The organism is Legionella lytica (assembly GCF_023921225.1).
Classification (GTDB): domain Bacteria; phylum Pseudomonadota; class Gammaproteobacteria; order Legionellales; family Legionellaceae; genus Legionella; species Legionella lytica.
The window spans coordinates 1,702,736-1,728,268 of the sequence record NZ_CP071527.1 but is presented as its reverse complement, the minus strand read 5'-3'; the positions used below and the strand labels follow the sequence as shown (position 1 = coordinate 1,728,268).

Genomic DNA, 25,533 nt, shown 5'->3' with positions numbered 1-25,533 from the left:
AATAAACATTAAGACTCATTGGGAGGTAATTTTAAAGGAGCATAATACATGCTCCTCTAAATTAAAACGAGTCGATCCCTCAGGCCATGGGTCCAACCTACAGGTCATTGCAAAATTACTTTAACCTAAGGGCAAGTGTCTCTGACTTTGGAGAACAATCATGAAACATCAAAGTGTAGAATCTGCCTATGTCTTCAGAGATGTGTAAGATACAGTTTCAACAACCATAGGCTACGCTGTATTAATCAATAAAATAGCCCGTATTAGACGAGGTCGTAATACGGGATGTTGTGACACATAAATCCTCGTATTACGCTGCGCTAATACAGGCTACATTCAATAGACTACAAACTTTCGTCGACTTTAAAACGCTCTCCGTACTTTACTTCCAGAGTTTTAAATAAGCTTTCCAAATTATTAGTACCAAAATCTTTAGCATAATTCATTGGGCCACCACGGAAAGGTGCAAATCCTGTTGCGAAGATCATACCCGCATCAAGCAAATCAGAATCAGCTACTACCCCTTCACGCAAACAAGCTGCAGATTCATTAACCATTCTTAGAATTAATCGATCGGCTATATGTTGATCTTTAGCGACCTCTGCTGGACGACTTTTCACAGGCTTACCATTTTTATATTGATAAAAACCTTCGCCAGTCTTACGGCCAAGTTTACCTGCTTTGACCATGTCACGTAATTTCTGTGGCACGGTACCACCATAATGCGCGGTTAAGTTTTCTGCTACAGCCAAGCAAACATCCATACCTACGGTGTCAGCCAACTCAACAGGTCCCATAAACATTCCAAATTCTAAGGCCGCTTCGTCAATAGTCTCTCCACTATGACCTTCTTCTAAGAGCTGTACACATTCCATTAAATAAGGCATTAATACTCTGTTGATTAAGAAGCCAGGGCTGGATTTAACAGGTAAAGGCAACTTGGCAATTTGATTGACAAAGGCACAAGAGGCTTGCGCCACTTGCGTAGCAGTTGATGCACCGCTAACAATTTCAACCAAATCCATCTTAGCAACTGGATTAAAGAAATGAATGCCAACTAAACGTGTCGGGTCACTCATCACGATGCTTATCTCATCCAAAGGAATACTGGACGTGTTCGTAGCAATAATTGCATCTTTCTTCGCCTGCAGTTCTACTTTTTTGAAAATTTCTTGTTTCACATTCAAATTTTCAAAAACTGCCTCAATAATCACATCCGCTTGCGCAATGCCCCGACCGTCTGGATCAGGAATTAAATTATCCATCGCAGCTTGGATTAAGCGTGGTTTACGTAATTTTTTCTTGTATAAAGAATAAGCTCGGCCAATTGCAGGCGCAATACGTTCGTAAGATTGATCTTGAAGCGTTACTCGAAGGCCACGCAAAGCACACCAGGCAGCGATATCTCCGCCCATAACCCCAGCACCAATTACATGTACATGTTGTGCTTTAAAGTTACTGTCTTTTGCAAATGCTTTCATACGTTCTCTTAAACCAAACGCACGGATTAAATTTCTAGACGTAGTCCCTTGAGTAACCAAATGTTCAACTGATTCAATTTCTTTCTGGTACGCCCTATCTCCCATTCCCCCTTCTTTTTCCCATAAATCAATAATGGCATAAGGTGCGGGATAATGTTCCTTGCGTACACGCTTGGCAACATTTTTACGCATTAATGCAGCAAGAGGTTTACGAACCCAAGCCGCATTGGTTAATCCTTGCAGGAATGAAGGCTTGTGGCGTGGTGGCTTATTTTTAATAAAATAAACTGCAGCACGCTTTAATTGACGAACAGGAACTACATCATCAACCATACCTAAGGCCTTAGCTTTTGATGCAGCAACGGTACTTCCGGTTAAAATAGTCTGTGTTAACGCATTGAAGCCACCTATCAGCTGTGGCAAACGCACGGTACCACCCCAACCAGGATGAATACCTAACATCACTTCAGGCAAACCAATTCGTGTATCTTTTTCGTCAGTGGCAATACGATAAGTACATGAAAGAGCTAATTCGTACCCGCCCCCCATACAAAAACCATCAATCATGGCAACCGTAGGGATTGTTAATGCCTGTAATCTAGCAAAAACTGCGTGACCTTTGCGTAAGAAATCAACGGCATGGGCTGGAGTTTCAAATTTAGAAAATAAAGAAACATCTGCTCCTGCAATAAATCCTTTTTCTTTTGCTGAATAAATAATTAAACCGATAGCATTTTTATCTTGAGCAATTTCCTGAAGCAGACTATTTAGCTCATCTAAGACTTCTTCATTCATGCTGTTCACACTCGTGTCGTGTCTATTTAGACCAAGCCACAAAATGTTATCGCTGTCTCGTTTTAAGTCCCAGTTTTTATAATTATTCATGTCCTTTCACCTCAGTCACACGTTCCAGATACATAGCCCCGCCTTGTCCTCCACCGATACAAATAGAGGCCATTCCACGTGACTCATTTCTTTGCTCTAATGATTTCAATACATGAAGCACTATACGCGCACCACTAGAACCTACAGGATGTCCAGCTGCTATTGCGCCCCCTTCACGATTTAATTTATCCATGGATGGAGCACCAAAGGCCTTATCTAAGCCTAATTGTGTCTTACAATATTCATCATCATTCCAAGCAGCCAAGCAACCTAAAACTTGGGCCGCAAAGGCTTCATTAATTTCCCAACAATCAATATCATCTGCTTTTAGATTATGGCGTTGCATAATTGGTGTTGCTGCATGAACGGGACCTAATCCCATTTTGGCGGGATCAAGTGCAGCCCATTGTGAGTCCACAATGCGACCAATTACTTTTAAACGGTATTTTTTAACCGCATCTGCACTGGCTAACAATAATAAGCAAGCACCATCAGTTACCTGAGAGCTATTACCTGCCGTCACCATGCCGTACTTCTTATCAAAGAAAGGTTTTAGTTTCGCTAATTTTTCTAAAGTAGAATCAGGACGCATTCCATCATCTTGCGCATACACACGCCCTTTACTATCGATAATAGGAGTTACTTCAGTCATGCGTTGTTCAGTGTAGGCTTCTGCTAATTTCAAATGGCTTCGTAAAGAAAACTCATCCATTTGCTCACGAGTAATATTGAATCGATAAGCAACTTTTTCAGCAGTTTGCCCCATGTTCATCCCTACGATGGGATCCGTTAATCCACGTAATAAAGCAATTACGGGTGCTAAATAAGAAGGTCTGAGCTGAGTAACTAACCCTAGTTTCTGCCCTATACTTTTAGCTCCATACCAGTTAGCTAGCCAAGAAACCATTTTGTGGTTGAGTAATAAAGGAGCATGGCTCATCGCTTCGGTGCCCCCCGCTAAAATTAGGTCACTGCGGCCACTGGCAATTTCTATTGCTGCATTATCAAGTGCTTGCATACCGGAAGCACAATTTCTCATTACTGTAAACGCAGGAACTTGATCACCACAACCTAATCTTAATGCAATTACTCGCGCAATGTTCGCCTCATCGGGGCCAGGCATAGCACTACCAATAATTACTTGATCTAATTCGGTTGGAGAAAATGGTTGTCGATTTAATAGAGTCATACCCGCTGCAACCGCTAAATCAGATCCTGAAAACGGACCTAGTCCCTTCGCTTTAAGATATGGGGTCCGGTTACCATCAACTACATAGACATCGCGACCACTTAAATTCGACTTCTGATTCATTGATCCTCCTTAATAATTGGTCTGATTTTTTATAGTGTAAGAGTAGCAGTAAACATATAAATTTGGAAACGATTAACACTGTTTTCAACATAATTACATAGAGTTAGGTTGAATGAAATACATTGCTTTTTTTGAAATACAATTAAACAAATATTGTACATTTAACGTATTTTTTTAATGCTTTTAAGATATTTTCAAAAGAAGTGTTGACGTTCTAAAAATACCTGCGTATACTCCGCGGCATTGATTGGAGAGATGGCCGAGTGGTCGAAGGCGCTCCCCTGCTAAGGGAGTATGGGAGAAATCCCATCGAGGGTTCGAATCCCTCTCTCTCCGCCAGTCAACGCGCCCGTAGCTCAGTTGGATAGAGTATTTGGCTACGAACCAAAGGGTCGGAGGTTCGAATCCTTCCGGGCGCGCCATTCTTAAAGTGGTTCTTAAGAAAAAATAAGAATACAGCCACTGCATTATGAAGACACTTAGGTGTCTTTTTTTGTTTTTAGCCCCCTATTTTTTATTCACCCTACAACATAGAAATTAAAATCAATAAGAAACTACTCTACTGCATTACTCGGCTCTTTCCCATTTAAGGGAGCAGCTATAATCACCCACAGAGCACCTTAACACGCACTCTGTAATTTTCAAAATTCCTAAAACCATAAGCTCTACGTTGAATCAATTTCATTTTTCTATGAAACCCTTCTGTTATCCCATTAGATTTACTAAACCGCCACATTCTAGCTACTTCATCTTTCCAAGAAGTTGGGTCTTTCCCAATTAAGGGGGCACTTTAATCAACTTAGTATAAACTAAGTCATTGATTTAGCGATCAAAAGGAGATTAAAGTGCCCCCTTAATGTAGAGCCAAGATTCCCTTCCATATGGAACGTTATCCTTAGATTATAGGACAAATTAAAAACAAAATTGTCATGTATAATTAAATCAAACAGGACGTAAAGGAAAACATCATGGATAATTGCTTACTTTCCGGAAAAAAAGCATTGGTAGTCGGTATTGCCAATGAAAGTTCGATTGCCTATGGTTGTGCACGGATGTTAAAAGCAGCGGGGGCTGAATTAGCAATCACCTACATCAATGAAAAAGCAAAACCATTTGTAGACCCTCTCGCTCAAGAGCTCGCGCCATCCATTTATATGCGTTGCAATGTAACTCATGAGCAAGATTTAACTGCTTTATTTGCAGAAATTGCCAAAACCTGGGGACAGATTGACATTATCGTGCATTCAATTGCCTTTGCTCCTACCGTAGATTTACATGGCCCTTTATTCGCATCATCAAAAGATGGATTCCTATTGGCTATGGATATTTCATGTCATTCATTTATACGTATAGCAAATCTCGCCAAGCCGCTCATGAAAAATGGTGGCTCACTATTTGCTATGTCATTCTATGGGGCTGAAAAAGTCGTCTCCAATTATAATCTCATGGGGCCTGTGAAAGCAGCATTAGAGGCTTCAGTGCGCTATATGGCTGCAGAACTTGGCCCAGAAAGTATTCGAGTCATTGCGATTTCCCCCGGCCCGCTCAAAACACGCGCAGCCTCTGGATTAGACAAGTTTGATGAGTTAATACGAGATGCAACACATAAATCGCCGCTCGGCTCTTTAGCTGATATCAATGACATTGGTTCCATGGTAACTTTTCTCGCCAGCGATTATGCGAAGAGTATTACTGGAGATACGATTTATATTGATAGTGGCTATCACATCATGGCATAGGCTTACCAAATAAAGGGGATCAATCGAGCGCTGACTTTCTCTTGATATTCTGCATATCCGGGTAAATCTCGCACAAGTACTTTTTCTTCATTCAGGATACGCGCAACTAAAATTGCAAATATGATCGGCGTTAAAAGAAGTGCCCACCAGGATCCGAGAGCTATAGGAGTACCGCCGAAAAAAAATAGAGCCCCCAAATACATCGGATGACGAACAAATCCATATAGACCACTAGAAATAACGTGTTGTCCCTCTTCAACACGAATATTGGCTGCAGCATAGGTATTCACTTTAGAAACGAGATGAAAAATATAAAAGGAAAAGCCAACGAATAGATTACCTAAGATAGAGATGTACCATGGCATATAGGACCAACCGAATCGCACATCGAGTGCCGAGAAGACAACCAACACAATGCAGATGACAAAAAGCAAAGAAATAATAATTTTTTGCGCAAGTTCCTTCTCATAGGATACACCAACTTCCATACGGCGCTTAAGTAATGCGGGATCATGTCTTAGCAAGTATAGAGTATATGCAGCAGAGGCACTAACAAACACAACCGTATACAACCACCCTTGCCAATAGTATAGAGTTCCAACAGGGGCAAAAAGGAGTAACAATAGAACAAGTACGCCAATACTTGACGAGCGAATTAATTGTCTTGACTGAGTGTCCATGATTTCGCTCCATCCTTAAGCGAACGGTCTTTTTCAAAAATGCCCGTTAATTTTTTATGCCATTATCTATTAGTGTAGCTCGTTGCTTGTCACTAAGGAATTCGCTGCGCTACATCATGGCAATTTTAAATGTAGCCTGGATACAGCTCAGCGAAAGCTGGGAGACTATGAGCATAGCGAATTCTTCTGTTTTTTTCTTAACAATGTAGGTTGGCACTAAGCATTGCTCTGCCCAACATAGGCGTAGAGTGATGCTCCGTTGTTGGGCTTCGTTGCCCCTCAGCGTCAACCTAGAGCAAACACCATTACTAGCAATCAGGATACGTTGGAATACGCCTTATTACAAAGTGATATTAACATCTTCGATATCTGCATTTTTTACGTTTTCTATAAACTCATTTGCCGCATTCTTGACTGGCTTCTGGAAAAAGCTATTCCCATAATGAGCTAAGGAAATTATACCAGTTGCACAAGTTCCTGCAGAAAATGCAGTAGCTCCTGTAGTTCCTTCTGCTAATGCCGCAAAAAATGTAGAAGCACCGGTCCACGCACCAAAGAAAATACCAGCGCCAAAGAATATGCCTGCTGCTAACGCTGTAACTAAAACTACTGCAGCAAATGTTTTAACTGCGGCCTTAAGACCATGATATTTTTCAGTAAACTTTGCATCACAATTCGCAAGGAATTTATCATATGCTTTAGTCTTATCGAGCAGCAGAGGGTTAGATATCTCGGTAAGCAAGTTATTGACTTCATCCCCCAAAACACCAATTTCATCAGCATTAAGTCCCAAACAAATCACTTGATTATTTAACTTGTTTAAAGCGCTATATAAATCAGAATCCTCAGAGAAGTTATCGCGCAAAGCTTCTAGCTTATTAAGCTCCGAATCTCCACTATTAGACACAAACGTTAATCTTTGCTCTTCCTCGAGCTTCAGGCGATTAAGTGCCGTAAGTAATGGCTGTGTACCATTCTTTATGATAGTGGTTGTGGTGAGTACATCCGCAAAAACAACCTCTTGGAACTGGTTTCGCAATAACTCTACAGTGTTTTGGGAAAGAGCCCTGTCGCTAAAGGTACCGACTAAAATTAGTTTAGCATCCCGGTTTTCTTCCTGAAACTCTTTAATGTCTAATTCTATTTGAGCAATCCTTTCACCATCAATTTCTTGAGATAAATTAATACAATAAATCCCGAACTCTGCCCCACGTCTAAAAGGAAGGGAAAACTGTTTGTAGTTGCCATTGGTTGCAGTGGAATCCCAAATCATCAAGTCATTTACTATTAGAAACTCAGGACCTTTTGTCGGGGTATAAACAGGCTGAAGTGTAACATTTTGATTCGCTAATTGTCTTAATAACTCTGTCTTACCTGTACTGGAGGCACCAAAAATATAAACTTTTCTCATAGAAATCCTCTCTTAAAAAACGCGCATACTACCTTATTTTGACCTTTGAGTCCATTATATGAACAACCCAAAGAGCCAGACCCAATTCAAAAATGAAGCCTCAGTAGGAAATTTTTTATTTGTATTCAATTCATGAAAAAGCATAAAATTGATATTTTCATTTGTGTTTTTTGGATCTTGCCCAATATGAGTCATCTTCTAAATATATCAATCCTTAAAAGAAATCGTGATTTCCGATTACTCTATTTAGGACAATTTATTTCTTTTATTGGGACCATGATCAGCAGCGTGGCACTTCCCTATCAAATCTACCACCTCACCCAATCCACCTGGATGGTGGGGCTTTTAAGCCTTGTGCAGTTGCTGCCTCTTTTAATTACAGCGCTTATTGGCGGAGTATTCGCGGATCGTTACAACCGACGTTTATTGCTAATTGTCAGTGAGCTACTGCTTGGTATTGGCTGTTTATTTCTTGCATTAAACTCCTATCAGGAACATCCGTCATTAATTCTTATCTTTATTACATCAGCAACCATGTCTGCGATTACAGGACTACATCGTCCGGCCTATGACAGTGTTACTCAGCAAATTGTTGACGCGAAGGACTATAAAGATGTTGGGGCTTTATCCGCGTTTAAGTTCAGCTTTTGTATGATTATTGCTCCAGCAATTGCCGGATTGATTCTTGCTCATCATGGAATTTTCATTACTTATCTTATCGATTTGCTGACCTTTTTCCTTTCATTAATTACGCTAATAAAAATGCATCACATTCCTAAGCCAGCGGTAAAAGAGCACCCTTCTATTTTGTTATCGCTTAAGCAAGGTATTTCTTTTGCATTTAGTCGACAAGAATTAGTTGGCAGCTATTTGGTTGACTTTTTTGCCATGGTTTTTGCGATGCCCAATGCATTATTACCCGCGATTGCTCAATCCTTTGGTGGAGCACAAACGTTAGGGTTACTTTACTCAGCTCCCGCCGTTGGTTCATTGATTGTTTCCTTTTTTAGTGGCTGGACATCAAAAATTACTCAGGATGGTAAAGCGATTGCGATTGCAGCAGCCTTTTGGGGAGCGGCGATTATTGGTTTTGGTTTATCAAAATCACTTTGGCTCGTGCTCTTGTTTCTCGCTCTTGCCGGTGCCTTTGATGCGATCAGTGGTATATTTAGGGTAACACTTTGGAATAATACGATTCCTACTGAGCTGCGTGGTCGATTAGCAGGAATCGAAATGATTAGTTATCTGAGTGGTCCCAAACTAGGTGATACTCGTGCAGGATTCGTTGCCTCAAGCTTAGGAATTGGTACAGCACTTATTTCTGGCGGAGTATTATGTATTTTAGGGGTAAGTATTTGTTGTTATTTCTTACCTAAATTTTGGCATTATCAAAACAAAGGGTAATTAATAACATAGCCTTGATGCAGCGGAGCGTAATCAAGGCTACGTTTTATCCTTTTCGGCATGAGTGCAATAAATCATACTTCTTATCATAACTTTTTGTTTTCACATCAAATAATGACAATACGGTTGAAAAAAGATAGTCATGTGAAATCGCTTGTTCTTTCTTGTTCTGCATGCACTGATCATCAAGCGCCAATTGTTCTGACAACCCTTTCGATGACCAAAAAATCATAGGCACCTTTTTCTGCTCATCAGGAGCCATGAAATAAGGCAATCCGTGCAGAAATAAATTATGCTCTCCTAGGGATTCACCGTGGTCAGAAACATAAATTAGCCCTGTATCATGTGTCGTAATCGCACTTAATTCATCCAATGCACGAGCTAGAACACTATCCGTGTACAAAATGGCATTATCATAGGTATTTACTATGGATTCCTGAGAACAACTTGCTAAATCCGCCGTATCACAAGTTGGCTGCCAACGTTTGAACTGTTCAGGGTAGCGCTCAAAATAAGCTGGCCCATGGTTCCCCAGCATATGTAATACAATCAATTGATCGCCCTTTACGGAGCTAATTTTTTCTTTTAATTGTTGTAGCAGAATTTCATCAAAACAACGACCCTTCTTACACAGTGCGTCAATTTTTAATTTCTCCATAGGCAATCCATCACAGACCCCTTTGCAGCCTGATTGATTATCACGCCACAATACAGAAATATTTAAACGATTTAAAAGATGTAGAAATGATTCGCTTTGATTAATGCGTTTTTCATCATAATGGTGAAGGCCATAAGGAGAAAACATACAGGGTAAGGATACCGCTGTTGAGGTACCGCAACTGCTTACCTGGCTAAAATTAATCAGCTGATGCTTCGCTAATTCAGGAGTTGTTTGACGGCTATAATCCCCTAACCCCCAATTTGCGGCACGTACGGTTTCACCAATCACCAAAACAATCGCGCGAGGCTTTGTTCCCTCAGCTCGAGGTATTTGCTGTGCGTCTTTTGCAATAAGTGTTCTTGTTTTATTTGCCTTAGTTCTTTGAGCTCGCCAATAAGCTTTTGCTGAAGACGAGAAAAGATTTAACGGTGTAACTAAATAAACAATTTCTTTTTTAGCACGATGTATCGGACTCAGATCGTTATATACAGCCCATCCTGCGCCAAAAAACATAAGACACGATAAAAATATACAACCAAACCGGCCAGTCCAGTATGAAAGTAAACTTCGTTTATAAATGCGAATATGCCATACAATCCAGCAGGGAATCACACCGAGTAGCAAAAAATAAGGAATAACTCGCCACTGTAATAGCTCTTTGCTTTCCTGATAATCGGTACTTATTACATTCGTCACCATGTTCGGATCGATATAAACATGAAAAGTATTCATGAAATAAACCATAATGGATGTGACTAAAAACAAACCAATCATAAACCATCTAAAAGTCCATCGGTTAATGACCAGCAATAATAAAAACCACTGCAATCCCGTAATTGCGATTCCAGTACAAATAATAATGAGCCAGGTATGTGTTAATGTGAGCTCTTTACTACTTAATAATTCAGCCCAGAATGAGGCATTGCATGCAAGAGTAAAAAATACACTACTTAATAAAGTAATTAGTTCACTTGACCAGTAATTCGATCGTCTCGTGTTTAAAATAATAATTCTCCTCAAAATAGGCGCATAGTTTACAAATTTTTTTTCCCTCGTTCAAAAAAAATCATAAATTAAATGTTTAAATGTGCAGAATATAGAGAGGAAGTAAATCTACTGCTCCAGGCACGAAACCCTGGATTGCTTCTCTACGTTCGCAATGACGGCTGGATTTAATGCTGAATTTAATTGAGTAGTTAAATACCTCGTCATTGCGAGAATCGTAGTGACTAAATAATCCAGGAGAGTACGAATCACAGAATCCTGGATTACTTCACGGCATTCGCAATGACTGTGGTATTTAATTAGGAGTATTAAGTAGGATATTTAAACCATACTGGCATCACTTTATTGAGATAGACCATAAACTTCCATAAACCTACCTGTGACTCTACGTTCCCAAATGGATCCGTTTTGTTTTCTGGGTAGGCTATTCCTAAACCAAATAAGCCAGGTCCGATAATACCAACATGAGGATTATGGCGCGTGTCCTCATAATCACCAATGATAATATTTTTACGCTTTTCAAAACCAACTGCATAAATAACCCGATCGCATTCAGGTAGATAACGCGCAATATTAGGCTCAGACGTGTTATAACGCACCAAATTTGCAGGCAATACACCATCAATATTCTCTCTTGCCCAAGCAGCGGTTTGCCCTTTCAGCCCCGTATTATCAAAAAGTATCCAATCATCCATTTCAATTGCATAACGGCAAGGTGAACGATAAAAATTAATTACTTTTTTAACGCCTAACTCCACCAAATAGCGCACTATAATGATGGCTGAATGTGACGAACCAAACACACCATAAGTTTCATTAGGGTTAAGCTCTGCAGCCAACTTTTCTTTATCAATTGCCGTATCGAAGGAAATCACATTAAGGCCAGGATAATTTAATGAAGATGCTGATGCACCTGTAGCCAGAATAACATTTTTAGCTTGATAAGATTCAGTTGCTGTAGATAAAGTCCACATCCGCTCCGCTAAAAACATATTGTGGATCATCGCTTTTACTGCATGTACTTTCTGCGTTAAATTCGTACAAACCCACTGCAATGGCTCCACTGCATAACCTAAAGTACAGGTTTCCTCTTTGGGTAAATGCTTTAATGCAAAATCAGGCGCATCTTCGTAATTAAACGCTCGTACATCCTTTAAAAAACTATTGAAGTATTTTACGCTTGTATTACTTGAAACATTGCGCCATAGAAGCCCTAAGTCACCAACCTTAAAATGTGGATCAATCCACAAAATATCATCAGATAAAATACCTTGGTCTAATAATTTTCCTACCGCAGCAATGCCCGCAGGCCCTGCTCCCACTACTGCCCATTGGAATTTCTTTTTATTCATAATTATCCATATTAATCACATTTATGCTGCGTAATGCAGTGACCATCGTAGGTACAGGTTTGAATTGTCATACATGAAGGATCAAAATGTCCACTCACAGGAACACCTATAACCTCCTCATTATTTAAACTATCATCAAACCAAGCCGCATCTCCACCGGTATTAATAATCGCAATGCCCCCCTCATTATACCAGTCCCCATGGTGGCCACCAGCACGATGTACTGTTCCACGGCTCCCCTCAATGTACCAGACATTATTATGGTAAGGCTGGTTGTAACTATTATAATTAACATTATCATATACCTCATTATGGTGACTACCACCATGATGGCTTCTATGAGTATGTGCAAAGGATATGGAATTAATAAATAGACATGCTATAAATAGAAATAAACGCTCTTGATACATCATTTTAGTTTCCTGGGTTGGACAAGCAATTTGCTATATATAGTATAGTCTGATAAGTGGATAGCTGGCGTGGAAGTAGTTAGTGACGATATTTCAATCTTGATAAATGACTCATAAATAAGTCAAATACTGTTGCTCAATAATCAATTATGCTACTATTCATGCTGTTCCACACTACTATTTTGGGATTCACCACATGGCCGTTACCATAAAAACTCCTGACGAAATAGAAAAGATGCGCGTTGCAGGCAAGCTTGCGGGCGAGGTTCTTGAAATGATTGGCCCTTACGTAAAAGAAGGCGTTAGCACTGAAGAGCTGAATACTATTTGTCATGATTACATTGTTAATGTACAACAAGCTATTCCAGCACCTCTAAATTATAATGGCTTTCCAAAATCGATATGCACTTCGGTAAACCACGTTGTTTGTCATGGCATACCTGGAAAAAAGACATTAAAAGATGGCGATATCATTAATATTGACATCACCGTAATTAAAGATGGTTATCATGGTGATACCAGCAAAATGTTCTATATCGGCACACCTGCCGTTAAAGCCAAGCATGTAGTGCAAATAGCACATGACTGCTTATTTATCGGTATTGAGATGGTTAAACCCGGGATGCAATTGGGCGATATTGGTCATGCCATTCAGCAACATGCTGAGAAAAACCGTTGTTCCGTAGTTCGTGATTATTGCGGGCATGGAATTGGCCGAGTATTTCACGAGGATCCGCAAGTGTTACATTATGGGGTACCAGGAACTGGGATGAAACTGGAACCAGGTATGACCTTTACTATTGAACCAATGATTAATGTGGGCAAACACCATACCCGTTTGTTACCTGATCAATGGACCGTGGTTACCAAAGACCATAGCCTTTCCGCACAATGGGAACATACCCTATTGGTAACTGATGATGGTGTAGAAATTTTGACTCTACGCGATGAAGAACGATAATCAGCAGCTCAAAAATACAGTAAAACAGTTTAAAGAAAAACTGCGGGAAGACTTTGATCAAAAAGCTAATGTAAGTACCGTTATGCATAAGCTCGTTGCCTTTACTGATGAGCTGCTCATTAGTCTTTTTCATAAAAACCAGCTCGATCAAGGAGATAGCTTTTGTCTCCTTGCTTTAGGAGGTTATGGACGACGAGAACTCCTACTTTATTCTGACATTGATCTATTACTACTTCACACCGATAAAATCTCCAAAGCAAAATTACAACGCGCACAATCCTTCATCCAGGACTGCTGGGATGTTGGATTAGAAATCAGTCATCAAATTACGAACGTATCCTCTTGCGCTGAGTTGGCCTGTCGAGACGTTACCGTTATTTCAAGCATTATGGACATGTTTTTGCTCTGCGGACGCGGTGCATTAATGGAAGAATTGCTGTATCAAACCCATCCACTACATATGTGGACAAGCAAAAATTATTTTATTGCCAAACTACAAGAACAAAAAAAACGCGATATTAAATACGGTGAAACAGCTTATAACCTAGAGCCTAACGTCAAGTATGGTCAAGGCGGACTTCGGGATCTACAAATACTGTACAGTATCGGTAAACGCCATTTTAATATTAAAAAATTAGCCGATGGCATTAGCTATGGATTTATTACTGATAAAGAATATGAAAAGCTAATGCACTGCCACCATTTTCTTTGCCGAGTTCGATTTGCCTTACACTGTCTTGCAGAAAAAGCAGAAGAACGGCTTTCCTTTGATTATCAAGTTAAATTAGCAAGCTTCTTCGGCTATGAGGATAAACCTCACTCCTTAGCTATTGAGCAATTTATGAAGGACTATTTTAAAGTCATAAAAAGTAGTCGAGAATTAAATGAAATGCTCTTACAATGGTTTGATGAAACAATTGCCCAATCCTCAAAACAAAAACTAGTCCCATTAGATAATGAATTTCAATTATCCAATCAATACATTGAAGTACGTAATAACCGCGTCTTTATCCAAACACCGCAGGCCTTATTAAAATTATTTCTATGGATAGCCGATCGACCTGATATTGAAGGAGTAAGAGCAAGCACCATTCGTTTAATTAGAGAATCTCTCTATTTGATTAGTAGGCGTTTTAAAACATCAAAAAAAACCACAGAACTCTTTATGAGTATTCTAAAAGCACCTAACGGCCCTTATGAAGCCTTACATTACATGAGCCAATATGGCGTTTTAGCCCATTATATTGAATGCTTTGCTCAAGTTACTGGACAGATGCAATATGATTTATTCCATGTATTTACTGTAGATCAGCACACTTTATTTGTGGTACGCAACATGTCACGCTTTAGACAAGCACATTACGCACAACAATTTCCACTTTGTACCCAGATCATGCCAACCTTGGATAAACCAGAAATCCTGTATCTCAGCGCATTATTCCATGACATAGCCAAAGGACGTGGCGGTGACCATTCCGAACTCGGTGCAATAGAAGCCAATAATTTTGCTCAAAATCACCACCTAAAAAAAGAAGATTGCGATTTACTTACTTGGTTGGTACGTAATCATCTATTAATGTCACAAACCGCACAGCGCCAAGATATTTATGATCCCAATACAATAAAACATTTCTGCCAATTATTACCTCATCCACATTATTTAGATTATTTGTATTTGCTCACAGTAGCCGACATTTGTGGCACCAATCCTCAGCTATGGAATGCATGGAAGGACTCGTTGCTAAAGGAATTATATCGAGCAACGAAACATATGATGCATAAAGCGCAAGAGTTGATGGATAAAACAGCCTTAATTAGGACAAGAAAACAATCCGCTTTAACTATATTAGTTTCTGAGGGCATTGTGCCGAACACAGTTGAAAAGCTTTGGGCCCAATTTAAAGATCGATACTTTTTACATGAATCACCCGAAGTTATTGCGCGGCATACTAAAGCCATACTGAACTGTACCCAGTTCCCTTTAATTATGATTATGCCACATCATAGCCAAGGTGGTACGGAAGTATTTATTTACATGCCACACCGTGACGCTCGTTTTACGATTACCACGGCTGTACTAAGTAATCATCATGTTACAATTCAAGAAGCAATGATTATTACCTGCGATAATCAATTCGATTTAGATACGTATATTATTTTAGATGAACAAAACCAAGCCTTTTTTGATCCACAACAGTCAGAAGACATACGCCAGGCTTTATGCTTTCATCTAAAGAGACAGGATCAATTACCCGCTATAGCTCAAAAAAGGCGCTCTCGTGTTCTAGCTCATTTCAATGTTAAAACCCAAATTAGCTACAACGATGACCCTCATAACAATTTTACACGTTTATTTTTAGTAACAGGCGATAGACCAGGGCTTCTAGCCACCATTAGCCGTATTTTTTTAACTTTAAATATACATTTACATAATGCAAAAATCGCAACGGCTGGAGAACGCGCGGAAGATATGTTTTACATCACCAACCAAAATAATCAGGCATTAGGTAGCGAAGAAAAAGAAAATTTACGCGACTTACTCATTCAAGAGCTCTCATAAAAATAAGTTCCTAATAACTTTTACGAAAAAAAAACACTAAAGATGTATATTTTTTATACTTTTGTACTATACTTTTAACTAAAGACTTCAAAAATCGCTCATTCATTATTTTGGAGTTAACCATGATAAATGCAGAAACACCCAAAAATGAGCTACAACGCTTACAATCGCTCTACAATCTTCAGATTCTAGATACAATGGCTGAAGAACGCTTTGATCGCATCACACGTATTGCACAAGGTCTATTTAAAGTACCCATTGCCTTAGTATCCTTAATTGACAGAGATAGAGAGTGGTTCAAATCAAAATACGGCTTACATGTTCAAGAAACCCCAAGACCAATTTCTTTTGGTGCTCATACTATTCTTCAAGAAGAAGTAATGATTGTAAATGATGCACAGCAAGACATTCGTTTTAAAGATAATCCCTTAGTGATTGGTGAGCCTAAAATTCGATTTTATCTAGGATGCCCTCTAAAAATTGATGGGCAATTTAACATTGGTACATTATGTCTTATGCATGACATTGTTCCTCAATTAACTACCTTAGGACATATTGACTTAAACATTGTAAAGGAATTAGCTACTGCCGTGTCTAAAGAATTTGTTACAAATCGCTATGCGACAACAGACTCCCTGACGGAAATATCTAACCGCCAAGGCCTTCTTGTAATTGGAAGGCAAATTTTAAATCTGTGTACTCGTTATGATAAAAGCCTCATGTTACTTTATTTTGACATTACACAATTAAAATCCATCAATAAGGAATTTGGCTATAATGAGGGAGATAAAGTTTTAAAAACATTTGCCCAGTTCTTAATCAGTAACTTTCGCCATTCAGATGCCATTGCACGAATCGAAGGTGACAAGTTCGGTGTATTATGCCCTGGAATGCTTGAGGAGAATATTTCTGGTGTTTTAAAAAGACTACAAAATAAATTAGCTGCAACTAAATCTGACCACCCAATTAATTTTACTATGGGACATATTCAATATAATCGTCTAAAACATTTTGCACTGGCTGGGATTATTGAAGAAGCTGAGAAAAAAATATACGAAACAAAAATGTATCATTAACGATATTGAATATAGTTACACAATCAGAATGTAATGGGTATAATGCTTAGTGTCCACCCTGCTGGGCCTTGAAGACGCCCAGCGTCTATCAAAACAAAGGCTTAATCCTCACAAAACTTGGCCTGTATGTGCCAACATACAAGTAAACGCCGTTGTAAACTTAGAAGCTCCCTACTCAATTTTTTTGCCCAGGTCTGTAAAAAGAACCATAAAAAAGAGAGAAAAATCAATTCTAAGAAATTTAAAGCACTCATGACCTCTTAGCTACAAGCAAGCGGCTACATCTAATAAACTAGTAGCGACAGGTTTTAAAAAATTCGGAGAGTAAATGAGCACATTCTGACTGCATAATGCCTTCATCAATGTCTACTTTATGATTTAAAGGATAGCCCTGCAGTAAGTTATATACGGAACCTGCTGCACCGGCTTTAAAGTCCCGAGTGGCAAACACTAGACGTTTTACACGTGCATGAACTATAAGGCCTGCACACATTGAACAAGGTTCTAATGTGACATACAAAGTACTACCAACTAGGCGATGGTTTTTAAGCTGTTGTGCGGCTTGGCGGATTACACGCATTTCGGCATGTTCCGAGGGATCATGACTCGCTTGAACAGCATTTCGACTCATGCCTAAGAGCGAGCCCTCTTGGCTTACGATTACGGCCCCAACAGGAACTTCCTCCTCAGTCTGAGCAAGGAGTGCTTGTTCATAAGCCTTTTGCATCCAATATCGATCATTCATCATCATAGTTGTAGCCTGGTTGTTCGCGACTGTATAGGCAGGCTCTCCACTTGATGTGTCGTAATTTTTCGCCAACCCAAGAGACACAGCCATTAAATTAAAGAATTTTGTAGGTTAAGCCCATGTCCCAACATGGAGTTATTGTCTCGCTTGATGCCCTTGTTGGGCCAAAGTCCCAACCTACAACTTATAAATATAATCCTTTACTTAATGGCAGACTGTAGAGTTATGTATAAGATACAGTGGCTAGCAACTAGGCTACACTATTTATTCCCACTCAATCGTTGCAGGTGGTTTTCCTGAAATATCATAAGTCACACGCGATACCCCAGAAACCTCATTAATGATCCGATTGGAAACATTGCCTAAAAACTCCCAAGGTAAATGCGACCAATGTGCCGTCATAAAATCAATGGTTTCAACAGCGCGCAAACAAATTACGTATTCGTATTTACGCCCATCCCCCATTACCCCAACACTCTTAACCGGTAAAAAAACCGCGAAGGCTTGGCTCACTTTATGATACAAATCCGCCTTTCGTAGTTCTTCGATGTAGATTGCATCCGCTTTACGAAGAATATCAGCATATTCTTTTTTAACTTCCCCTAAAATCCGTACGCCTAAACCAGGACCAGGGAATGGATGTCGGTAAACCATATCGTGCGGCAAACCTAATTCCAAACCAATCTTTCGCACTTCGTCTTTAAACAATTCGCGAATAGGCTCTAATAATTTTAAATGTAAGGTATCAGGTAGACCACCCACATTATGGTGTGACTTAATGACAACTGAAGCCCCATTTGTGCTCGTTGCAGCAGATTCAATGACGTCAGGATAAATTGTTCCCTGAGCCAACCAAGAAACACCTTCTACCTTATGTGACTCTTCATCAAATACGTCAATAAAGGTATGGCCAATAATTTTTCTTTTTTCCTCAGGGCAACTAACACCAGACAATGCATTTAAAAATCGCTCTTCTGCATTGACCGCTATGATTTTAATCCCCATGTGCTGACCAAACATTTTCATGACTTCATCAGCTTCATTAAGGCGTAATAAACCAGTATCCACAAAAACACAGATTAATTGGTCACCTATTGCTTTATGTAATAAAGCGGCTACAACAGACGAGTCAACCCCACCAGATAAACCAAGCAATACTTTTTCTGAACCAACTTGTTTTCTAATTTTATGAATGGCTTCATCAATAATATGTTCTGAAGTCCAATTGGTAGGTGCCTGACAAATATCCACTACGAAACGTTGTAAAATACGTGTACCCTGTAAGGTGTGAGTTACTTCTGGATGAAATTGTAACCCATACATGCGACGACTTTCATCAGCCATTCCAGCGATTGGAGCATTACGCGTTTCACAAATAACACTAAATCCAGAAGGCAATTGGGTTACTTTATCGCCATGACTCATCCACACATCTAATAAAGCCTCACCCTCATCAGTGGTGCGATCTTCGATTTGTGCAAATAACTGGCTATGCCCATGCAATTTCAATTCAGCATAGCCAAATTCTCTAATGTTAGAAGATTGTACTTCACCACCCAATTGCACGGCCATCGTTTGCATACCGTAGCAAATACCCAATATTGGCAGTCCCGAAGTAAAGATCCATTCAGGGGTACGAGGATTTGCGTGATGAGTTACTGTTGAAGGCCCACCTGATAAAATCACCCCGCAAGGATTAAGTTTTGTGAATGCTTCCTGGCTAATATTAAAAGGATGAATTTCGCAATACACCCCTAACTCACGCACTCGGCGTGCAATTAGTTGAGTATATTGAGAGCCAAAATCAAGAATAAGCAAGAGATGTTGTTTTAAATCATTCATTATTATTTATCTACCTGATAATTCGGAGCTTGTTTAGTGATACTCACATCATGGACGTGTGATTCGCGCATTCCCGCATTCGTTACTTGTACAAACTCAGTTTTGGTATGCAATTGTTCAATTGTTTCACATCCAGTATATCCCATGCATGAACGTAAACCACCTAATATCTGGTGAATGATTGTTTGTACAGGACCTTTATAAGGAACACGACCTTCAATTCCTTCTGGAACCAATTTTTCAGAACCTGCTGTAGCATCTTGGAAGTAGCGATCACTAGATCCATGAGATGACGCCATAGCACCAATTGACCCCATACCCCGATAACTTTTATAAGTAGTCCCCTGGTATAATTCAATTTCACCAGGAGACTCTTCGGTTCCTGCAAACATACTGCCTAACATAACTGTGTCTGCGCCGGCAGCCAAAGCCTTACACACATCGCCGGAAAAACGAATCCCACCATCCGCAATAACTGGGATTTTACCTTGCAACTCATGAGCAACATTAGCAATCGCGCTGATTTGTGGTACACCTACACCGGTAACAATACGTGTAGTACAAATGGAACCGGGGCCAATTCCTACTTTAACAGCATCCGCACCTGCCTCGTATAAATCACGAGCAGCAGCGGCCGTTGCAATGTTCCCACCAATTACCTGCACACCTGGGAAATGTTGTTTCACCCATTTCACACGATTAAGTACGCCTTGAGAATGACCATGGGCGGTATCAACAACTAGAACATCAACTCCTGCTTCAACTAAGGCTGCAACACGCTCATCAGTAGACTCACCAACCCCAACAGCGGCACCAACGCGTAATTGCTCTGCATCATCTTTAACTGCATAGGGATTTTCTTTGGCTTTTTGAATATCTTTAACGGTAATTAAACCTCGTAATTCAAATGCATCATTCACTATCAAAAGTTTTTCGATACGATGTTTATGCAATAAACTACGAACCTCTTCACGACTGGCACCTTCTTTTACCGTAACTAAACGCGCTTTAGGAGTCATTACCTGAGATACAGGCAAAGATAAATTTGTTTCAAAACGAATATCACGGCTGGTTACAATCCCTACTAAATTCTTACCATCAACTACAGGAACTCCTGAGAAATGATGATTTTTCATCACATCCATTAACTCCCTAACTGTAATATTAGGGGTAACGGTAACAGGATCTTTCACCATACCACTTTCAAATTTCTTCACTTTACGAACTTCATCAGCTTGTGCACTGATTGTCATATTCTTATGAATAATGCCTAATCCACCCTCTTGCGCCAAAGCAATTGCCAGACGAGCTTCCGTCACGGTATCCATCGCAGCAGATACCAGGGGCATATTCAGATTTATTTCACGAGTCAATTTGGTTCTCAGGGACACATCTTTAGGTAGAATTAAAGAGTGTGCAGGGACAAGTAAAACATCGTCAAACGTTAATGATTGCTGCACAATATTAAGAGACATTTTCTTCTCAGTAAAGTAGTTAAATTAACCAAACAGTATATCACAAATACCACATAAATTAAAGGAAATAGCCTTTTTTATACGCAAAATCATGAAGGAATCCATCGCTATCTTCAAGAGGCGATATCTCACTGCTCATTCGCCCAGATATAGACCAATTCCCGCAATTATTGCCCAACATCAATACGAGCTAACTCTTTAACGATCATCTTGACTATTATCAGCATGATTAAAACGAATAAAATTGATAATACTTGAATTGAATATTCATTAACGTGTACACTGTTGGTTAATTATTGTGTTGAATCAACAAAACGGGAAGGGTTCAGCGTTGGCTAAAATTATTGTTATTACTTCAGGTAAAGGCGGAGTAGGAAAAACTACTTCATCTGCGGCTATTTCATCAGGCCTTGCTTTATTAGGGCATAAGACCGTCGTCATTGATTTTGATATCGGTTTAAGAAACCTAGATATCATTATGGGTTGTGAGCGACGCGTTGTTTACGACTTCATTAATGTAATCAATGGTGAAGCAAGCTTGAATCAAGCATTAATTAAAGATAAGCGTCTTCCCAATCTTTTCATTCTTCCTGCATCACAAACTCGTGATAAAGATGCATTAACTATCGAAGGAGTTGAGAAGGTTCTGAATGATCTTTCCAAAGAATTTGATTTTATTATTTGCGATTCACCTGCAGGTATTGAAACTGGGGCATTAATGGCAATGCACTTCGCAGATCATGCCGTTGTAGTTACAAACCCTGAAGTTTCTTCTGTGCGTGACTCTGACCGTATTCTTGGTATTCTTTCTAGCAAAACCAAGAGAGCTATTGATAACAACAAACCAGTTCAAGAGCACTTACTGTTAACTCGCTATGATCCTGAGCGTGTTGAACGAGGTGATATGCTTTCTGTTTCAGACGTTAAAGAAATATTAGCTATTCCATTGATTGGCGTTATTCCAGAATCAAAATCTGTACTGAAAGCGTCAAATACAGGTGTACCAGTTGTACTTGATACAAACAGTGATGCCGGTCTTGCTTATCAAGATGCCATTGCACGCTTTCTTGGAGAAGAAAGACCAATGCGCTTCATTAGCAATGAACGTAAAGGATTATTGCGTCGCTTATTCAGCAAAAACAAGGAGGAAGTGACCGTATGAGCATTTTCAACTATTTACGTAGGAGAACCGCTTCTGCATCAGTTGCAAAAGAACGTCTGCAAATAATTATTTCTCATGAACGTTCGCAGCGAAGCACTCCAGATTATCTGCCACAACTTCAAGACGAAATTCTGGCAGTTATTGCTAAGTACGTTCATGTAACACGAGATCAAGTGAGTGTTAATCTTGAGCGCATGGGAGACAACTCAGTCCTGGAATTGAACATTACCATGCCGGATGATGTTGCTGAAGAAGTTTAGCTTTTCGTTACTGATTATATTTTCCTTGGTTCCTTCCTTCCGAGGCAGTTTTTCTTTTGTTTGATTTTATCAAATATAATAATTGTTCCAAGGTTTTTGTTAACCTGCTCTACCAAATGTAGCTCTTCTTTTGCTTTAAATGTAACCTGGTTGCTTGCAACCAGGTTTTCATTATTCTTGCAAATCTCGCCATGGTACGTTGAATAAAATTGCCATCTCTAGTTCTATTGCGTTTCTGCTCGATTGGCGAATTATGGAGAAGCATTTAGATTAGAAAAAAACTCCCGGTTATAAGCCATTGTATCTTATACACATCTCTTCGCGACATAGGCAGACTCTCCACGTTGATGTTTCGTGATTTTTCGCCAAGCCCAGAACACACACTAGCATGAAGTAAATAGAAATTTGTAATGAATTGTGGCAACTGTCTTGAATTAAAATTCAGGGCAGTTGCTACATGGTATAATTCTTAACTTAATGAAAACCGCTGTGTGCCAGCAAAGATGTGTATAAGATACAGTACCCAGCCTAGGCTACACTAAATGAACTCGTTGTAGCCTAGAATAGTTATTAACGTAAGTTAATGAAAAGGTACTTCTGGTTCTGGATTAACAATCTCTTCATCCAAAACTAGAGCAGCAGATTGTTCTTTTTTAGCTGCTGTTTTTTTCGCTTTAGACGCACTACTTGGGCGACGTAACTCATCATCACTAAAATCATCAACCTTAATCACATCTTGACGAGCTAATTCAGCTTCCATCATTTGCTTAGCTTCATCTTGAGTTAATATACCGCATGCTAAAGCTTCATCAATTTGCTCTAATAAGGTTAGTGATTTTAATACGTCATCTTTTACAGCACGCATTATCTTTTTCTCTATTTCTTCAACCGCACAAATTTTATAGAAGGCCTCTTCCAATCGACCAACTGGACAATTTTCTCCGGCCATCTTATAAACAAAATGAGTTAGTCGATTACGTGCTTCACCTGGCTCAATTAAAATACGTGCTAGCTTATGACCTAATTGATCCGTTGGTCTGTGTCTGCGGTTACCTAAAGGCCTTAAAATAATGTTTAGTACAACACGCGCCCAACGTTGGGGGAAGTTTATAATAACGCCTTGCATCGCCATTTCACATTCATGTAACAATTGTTGACAGCTCCACTCGACTATAGGCAAGTCAGCTGCCGGCTCACCATCATCGTGGTAGCGTTTTAACACCGCTGAAATTAAATATAGGGTACTTAGCATATCTCCTAAACGAGCAGACAACTTTTCTTTACGCTTTAAGTCACCACCAAGGATCGTCATAGAAAAATCAGAAAGAAATGCCAAATTAGTACTGTATTTATGAACTAATTGATAATAGCGTTTTACCGAACTGCTTGGTGCTTTAGAAAAATGAGCATCGGTCAAACTAAATAAGAGCGACTTAGTAAAGTTGGCAATATAGAAGGCTGCGTGTGAGAAAAATGCATCATCAAACCCTACTAAATCATGCTTTCTTACACTTTCTAACTCTTTAAATACATAAGGATGACAGCGAATTGCTCCCTGTCCAAAAATAATTAAACTGCGTGAAAGAATATTAGCTCCCTCAACAGTAATGGCTATAGGTGCCCCTTGGAATCCTCTGCCTAGGTAATTATTAGGGCCAAGACAAATGCCTTTACCACCATGAACATCCATAGCATCTATAGATACCTGACGAACACGCTCAGTTGTGTGGTATTTTAAAATCGCGCCAGCTACTGAAGGTTTGGCTCCATGGTCAATGGCCGCTGCAGCCATAGTTACCCCTGCATCGATAATATAAGTATTTGCGGCAATTCGCGCTAATGGCTCTTCAATTCCCTCAAACTTACCAATGGGCTGATTGAATTGTTTACGAACACGAGCATAAGCTCCTGAAGCTAAAGCCGCTGCCTGAGCACCACCATTGGCACTTGAAGGTAAAGAAATTGCCCTACCCGCACTTAAGCACTCCATAAGCATACGCCAACCGTGGCCTGCCATTGCCGCACCACCAATGATGTAGTCTAGAGGAATAAATACATCTTTACCTTGTGTTGGGCCATTTAAAAATCCTATATTTAAAGGAAAATGGCGACGCCCCTTAATTACTCCTTGGGTATCAGCTGGGATTAATGCGCAGGTAATACCAATATCCTCACCCTTTCCTAATAAGTTCTCAGGGTCAAACATTCTAAAAGCTAAGCCCACCACAGTAGCTACTGGACATAAAGTAATGTAGCGCTTATTCCAATTTAAGCGAATACCAATGACTTCCTTACCATTAAATTCTTGACGACATACAATGCCGTGGTCTGGAATTGAAGCAGCATCAGAACCCGCATTAGGGCCAGTCAAAGCAAAACATGGGATTTCTCGTCCATCCGCCAGCCGTGGCAAATAAAAATTCTTTTGTTCTTCTGTTCCATACTTAAGCAATAGCTCACCTGGGCCTAAAGAATTAGGTACAGAAATCGTTGATGCTGCAGTAATAGAGCAGCCGTAAATTTTGGCTAAAACAGTCATTTGTGCGGTAGCCGAAAACTCTAATCCCCCATAGTTCTTAGGAATAATCATGCCAAAGAAACGGTTTTCTTTAATATAGCTCCAAACCTCGGGAGGTAGATCAGTTTTATTATGAGTAATATCCCAATCATTAAGCATGGAGCATAAGGTATTTACGGGACCATCTAGAAATGCTTGTTCTTCTTCGCTTAAACGCACAGGAGGTGTGCTACGCAAAACTGAAAAATCTGGTGCACCACTAAAGATATCGCCTTCCCAGCTCACTGTTCCTGCTTCTAAAGCTTCTCGCTCTGTAGCAGACATGGCAGGCATTGCCTTACTCACCGTCTTAAATAAATGTTTAGAAACAAACTCGCGTCGTAATGGCTTAATTGCAAATGCGATTAACGTAAGCTCAATCAAAATTAAAAGAGCTTTAGTTAAAAAACCTGGAGCTCCATAGTAAAAAACCAGCCCAGTAAATATAGCAAAACTAATAGCCCATACTGCGACCGCCGCTTGCCGCGTTAACAATACCCCTGCAGCTCCTATTGCTAGAAGCACTAAAATAGCATGTAGCACTGTATTCTC

Annotated in this window: 18 protein-coding genes, 2 tRNA genes and 1 pseudogene; 9 read left to right on the top strand and 12 right to left on the bottom strand. The window is 39.7% G+C overall.

What is annotated here, in order from left to right:
* Positions 1 to 344 precede the first annotated feature (344 nt).
* Together J2N86_RS07670 and J2N86_RS07665 are read right to left on the bottom strand one after the other, a co-directional pair.
* Positions 345 to 2,366, bottom strand: a complete 2,022-nt coding sequence (locus J2N86_RS07670) for a 3-hydroxyacyl-CoA dehydrogenase NAD-binding domain-containing protein (RefSeq protein WP_252578757.1) — start codon at positions 2,364 to 2,366, stop codon at positions 345 to 347.
* Positions 2,359 to 3,678 (bottom strand): acetyl-CoA C-acetyltransferase, encoded by a 1,320-nt coding sequence (locus J2N86_RS07665; protein ID WP_252578755.1) that lies wholly within the window; start codon positions 3,676 to 3,678, stop codon positions 2,359 to 2,361. Before J2N86_RS07665 ends, J2N86_RS07670 begins: the two co-directional genes overlap by 8 nt.
* Before the next feature lie 249 nt (positions 3,679 to 3,927).
* On the opposite strand from J2N86_RS07665, the gene J2N86_RS07660 reads away from it, so the two are divergent.
* Both J2N86_RS07660 and J2N86_RS07655 read left to right on the top strand, forming a co-directional pair.
* Positions 3,928 to 4,017 (top strand) — tRNA-Ser (locus J2N86_RS07660).
* A 6-nt stretch (positions 4,018 to 4,023) separates the two neighbouring features.
* Positions 4,024 to 4,100, top strand: a tRNA-Arg gene (locus J2N86_RS07655).
* A gap of 182 nt (positions 4,101 to 4,282) precedes the next feature.
* Here the strand turns inward: J2N86_RS07655 and J2N86_RS07650 are convergent.
* A pseudogene (locus J2N86_RS07650) lies at positions 4,283 to 4,435 on the bottom strand (transposase); the annotation flags it as partial.
* 211 nt (positions 4,436 to 4,646) lie between these two features.
* On the opposite strand from J2N86_RS07650, the gene fabI reads away from it, so the two are divergent.
* Positions 4,647 to 5,417 (top strand): enoyl-ACP reductase FabI, encoded by a 771-nt coding sequence (gene fabI, locus J2N86_RS07645; protein WP_252578753.1) that lies wholly within the window; start codon positions 4,647 to 4,649, stop codon positions 5,415 to 5,417.
* A 2-nt stretch (positions 5,418 to 5,419) separates the two neighbouring features.
* Here the strand turns inward: fabI and J2N86_RS07640 are convergent, their stop codons facing one another.
* Together J2N86_RS07640 and J2N86_RS07635 are read right to left on the bottom strand one after the other, a co-directional pair.
* Positions 5,420 to 6,097, bottom strand: coding sequence for a methyltransferase family protein (locus J2N86_RS07640; RefSeq protein WP_252578751.1), 678 nt, complete (start codon positions 6,095 to 6,097; stop codon positions 5,420 to 5,422).
* A 340-nt stretch (positions 6,098 to 6,437) separates the two neighbouring features.
* Positions 6,438 to 7,508: a GTPase domain-containing protein gene (locus J2N86_RS07635; RefSeq protein WP_252578749.1), complete on the bottom strand. Its 1,071-nt coding sequence runs from the start codon at positions 7,506 to 7,508 to the stop codon at positions 6,438 to 6,440.
* 186 nt (positions 7,509 to 7,694) lie between these two features.
* Between J2N86_RS07635 and J2N86_RS07630 the strand changes: the two genes are divergently transcribed.
* On the top strand, positions 7,695 to 8,912 hold the full coding sequence (locus J2N86_RS07630; protein ID WP_252578747.1) for an MFS transporter: 1,218 nt from the start codon (positions 7,695 to 7,697) through the stop codon (positions 8,910 to 8,912).
* A gap of 46 nt (positions 8,913 to 8,958) precedes the next feature.
* On the opposite strand, the gene J2N86_RS07625 is transcribed toward J2N86_RS07630, so the two are convergent.
* The 3 genes from J2N86_RS07625 to J2N86_RS07615 all read right to left on the bottom strand — a co-directional run bounded on the left by J2N86_RS07625 (position 8,959) and on the right by J2N86_RS07615 (position 12,343).
* Entirely contained in the window at positions 8,959 to 10,593 is a 1,635-nt protein-coding gene (locus J2N86_RS07625) for a phosphoethanolamine transferase (RefSeq protein ID WP_252578746.1), read from the bottom strand.
* Positions 10,594 to 10,886: 293 nt separating this feature from the next.
* Complete coding sequence (locus tag J2N86_RS07620; protein WP_252578745.1) at positions 10,887 to 11,930, bottom strand: FAD-dependent oxidoreductase; 1,044 nt, start codon at positions 11,928 to 11,930, stop codon at positions 10,887 to 10,889.
* A gap of 11 nt (positions 11,931 to 11,941) precedes the next feature.
* Positions 11,942 to 12,343: a hypothetical protein gene (locus J2N86_RS07615; protein WP_252578744.1), complete on the bottom strand. Its 402-nt coding sequence runs from the start codon at positions 12,341 to 12,343 to the stop codon at positions 11,942 to 11,944.
* A 193-nt stretch (positions 12,344 to 12,536) separates the two neighbouring features.
* Here J2N86_RS07615 and map point away from each other — a divergent pair, with 193 nt between their 5' ends.
* The 3 genes from map to J2N86_RS07600 all read left to right on the top strand — a co-directional run bounded on the left by map (position 12,537) and on the right by J2N86_RS07600 (position 16,937).
* A complete protein-coding gene (gene map / locus J2N86_RS07610; protein WP_252578743.1) occupies positions 12,537 to 13,301 on the top strand; it encodes a type I methionyl aminopeptidase in 765 nt (254 codons plus the stop codon).
* The gene (glnD, locus tag J2N86_RS07605) at positions 13,288 to 15,861 is read left to right on the top strand and encodes a [protein-PII] uridylyltransferase (protein ID WP_252578741.1); all 2,574 of its coding nucleotides are present in this window, start codon (positions 13,288 to 13,290) and stop codon (positions 15,859 to 15,861) included. Before map ends, glnD begins: the two co-directional genes overlap by 14 nt.
* Positions 15,862 to 15,983: 122 nt before the next feature.
* Positions 15,984 to 16,937 (top strand): sensor domain-containing diguanylate cyclase, encoded by a 954-nt coding sequence (locus J2N86_RS07600; RefSeq protein WP_252578739.1) that lies wholly within the window; start codon positions 15,984 to 15,986, stop codon positions 16,935 to 16,937.
* Between the two features lie 292 nt (positions 16,938 to 17,229).
* Here the strand turns inward: J2N86_RS07600 and tadA are convergent, their stop codons facing one another.
* From tadA to guaB, 3 genes are all read right to left on the bottom strand, one after another.
* Positions 17,230 to 17,682: a tRNA adenosine(34) deaminase TadA gene (gene tadA, locus J2N86_RS07595; RefSeq protein ID WP_252582413.1), complete on the bottom strand. Its 453-nt coding sequence runs from the start codon at positions 17,680 to 17,682 to the stop codon at positions 17,230 to 17,232.
* Between the two features lie 267 nt (positions 17,683 to 17,949).
* A complete protein-coding gene (guaA, locus tag J2N86_RS07590; RefSeq protein WP_252578738.1) occupies positions 17,950 to 19,527 on the bottom strand; it encodes a glutamine-hydrolyzing GMP synthase in 1,578 nt (525 codons plus the stop codon).
* Positions 19,528 to 19,529: 2 nt separating this feature from the next.
* Entirely contained in the window at positions 19,530 to 21,002 is a 1,473-nt protein-coding gene (gene guaB, locus J2N86_RS07585; RefSeq protein WP_252578736.1) for an IMP dehydrogenase, read from the bottom strand.
* 331 nt (positions 21,003 to 21,333) lie between these two features.
* On the opposite strand from guaB, the gene minD reads away from it, so the two are divergent.
* Together minD and minE are read left to right on the top strand one after the other, a co-directional pair.
* Positions 21,334 to 22,164: a septum site-determining protein MinD gene (minD, locus tag J2N86_RS07580; RefSeq protein WP_252578734.1), complete on the top strand. Its 831-nt coding sequence runs from the start codon at positions 21,334 to 21,336 to the stop codon at positions 22,162 to 22,164.
* On the top strand, positions 22,161 to 22,424 hold the full coding sequence (gene minE, locus J2N86_RS07575) for a cell division topological specificity factor MinE (protein ID WP_252578733.1): 264 nt from the start codon (positions 22,161 to 22,163) through the stop codon (positions 22,422 to 22,424). The genes minD and minE overlap by 4 nt, the downstream gene beginning before the upstream one ends.
* A 580-nt stretch (positions 22,425 to 23,004) precedes the next feature.
* Here minE and J2N86_RS07570 read toward each other — a convergent pair.
* Positions 23,005 to 25,524, bottom strand: coding sequence for an acyl-CoA dehydrogenase (locus tag J2N86_RS07570; RefSeq protein WP_252578732.1), 2,520 nt, complete (start codon positions 25,522 to 25,524; stop codon positions 23,005 to 23,007).
* Between the last annotated feature and the right edge of the window lie 9 nt (positions 25,525 to 25,533).

What these genes read in the sequence shown, in the direction of transcription:
- minE (WP_252578733.1), top strand. Translation starts at nt 22,161, where the DNA reads ATGAGCATTTTCAACTATTTACGTAGGAGAACCGCTTCTGCATCAGTT.
- J2N86_RS07670 (WP_252578757.1), bottom strand. Translation starts at nt 2,366, where the DNA reads ATGAATAATTATAAAAACTGGGACTTAAAACGAGACAGCGATAACATT.
- glnD (WP_252578741.1), top strand. Translation starts at nt 13,288, where the DNA reads ATGAAGAACGATAATCAGCAGCTCAAAAATACAGTAAAACAGTTTAAA.
- map (WP_252578743.1), top strand. Translation starts at nt 12,537, where the DNA reads ATGGCCGTTACCATAAAAACTCCTGACGAAATAGAAAAGATGCGCGTT.
- J2N86_RS07665 (WP_252578755.1), bottom strand. Translation starts at nt 3,678, where the DNA reads ATGAATCAGAAGTCGAATTTAAGTGGTCGCGATGTCTATGTAGTTGAT.
- J2N86_RS07630 (WP_252578747.1), top strand. Translation starts at nt 7,695, where the DNA reads ATGAGTCATCTTCTAAATATATCAATCCTTAAAAGAAATCGTGATTTC.
- J2N86_RS07615 (WP_252578744.1), bottom strand. Translation starts at nt 12,343, where the DNA reads ATGATGTATCAAGAGCGTTTATTTCTATTTATAGCATGTCTATTTATT.
- fabI (WP_252578753.1), top strand. Translation starts at nt 4,647, where the DNA reads ATGGATAATTGCTTACTTTCCGGAAAAAAAGCATTGGTAGTCGGTATT.
- tadA (WP_252582413.1), bottom strand. Translation starts at nt 17,682, where the DNA reads ATGAATGATCGATATTGGATGCAAAAGGCTTATGAACAAGCACTCCTT.
- J2N86_RS07635 (WP_252578749.1), bottom strand. Translation starts at nt 7,508, where the DNA reads ATGAGAAAAGTTTATATTTTTGGTGCCTCCAGTACAGGTAAGACAGAG.
- guaA (WP_252578738.1), bottom strand. Translation starts at nt 19,527, where the DNA reads ATGAATGATTTAAAACAACATCTCTTGCTTATTCTTGATTTTGGCTCT.
- guaB (WP_252578736.1), bottom strand. Translation starts at nt 21,002, where the DNA reads ATGTCTCTTAATATTGTGCAGCAATCATTAACGTTTGACGATGTTTTA.
- J2N86_RS07640 (WP_252578751.1), bottom strand. Translation starts at nt 6,097, where the DNA reads ATGGACACTCAGTCAAGACAATTAATTCGCTCGTCAAGTATTGGCGTA.
- J2N86_RS07620 (WP_252578745.1), bottom strand. Translation starts at nt 11,930, where the DNA reads ATGAATAAAAAGAAATTCCAATGGGCAGTAGTGGGAGCAGGGCCTGCG.
- J2N86_RS07600 (WP_252578739.1), top strand. Translation starts at nt 15,984, where the DNA reads ATGATAAATGCAGAAACACCCAAAAATGAGCTACAACGCTTACAATCG.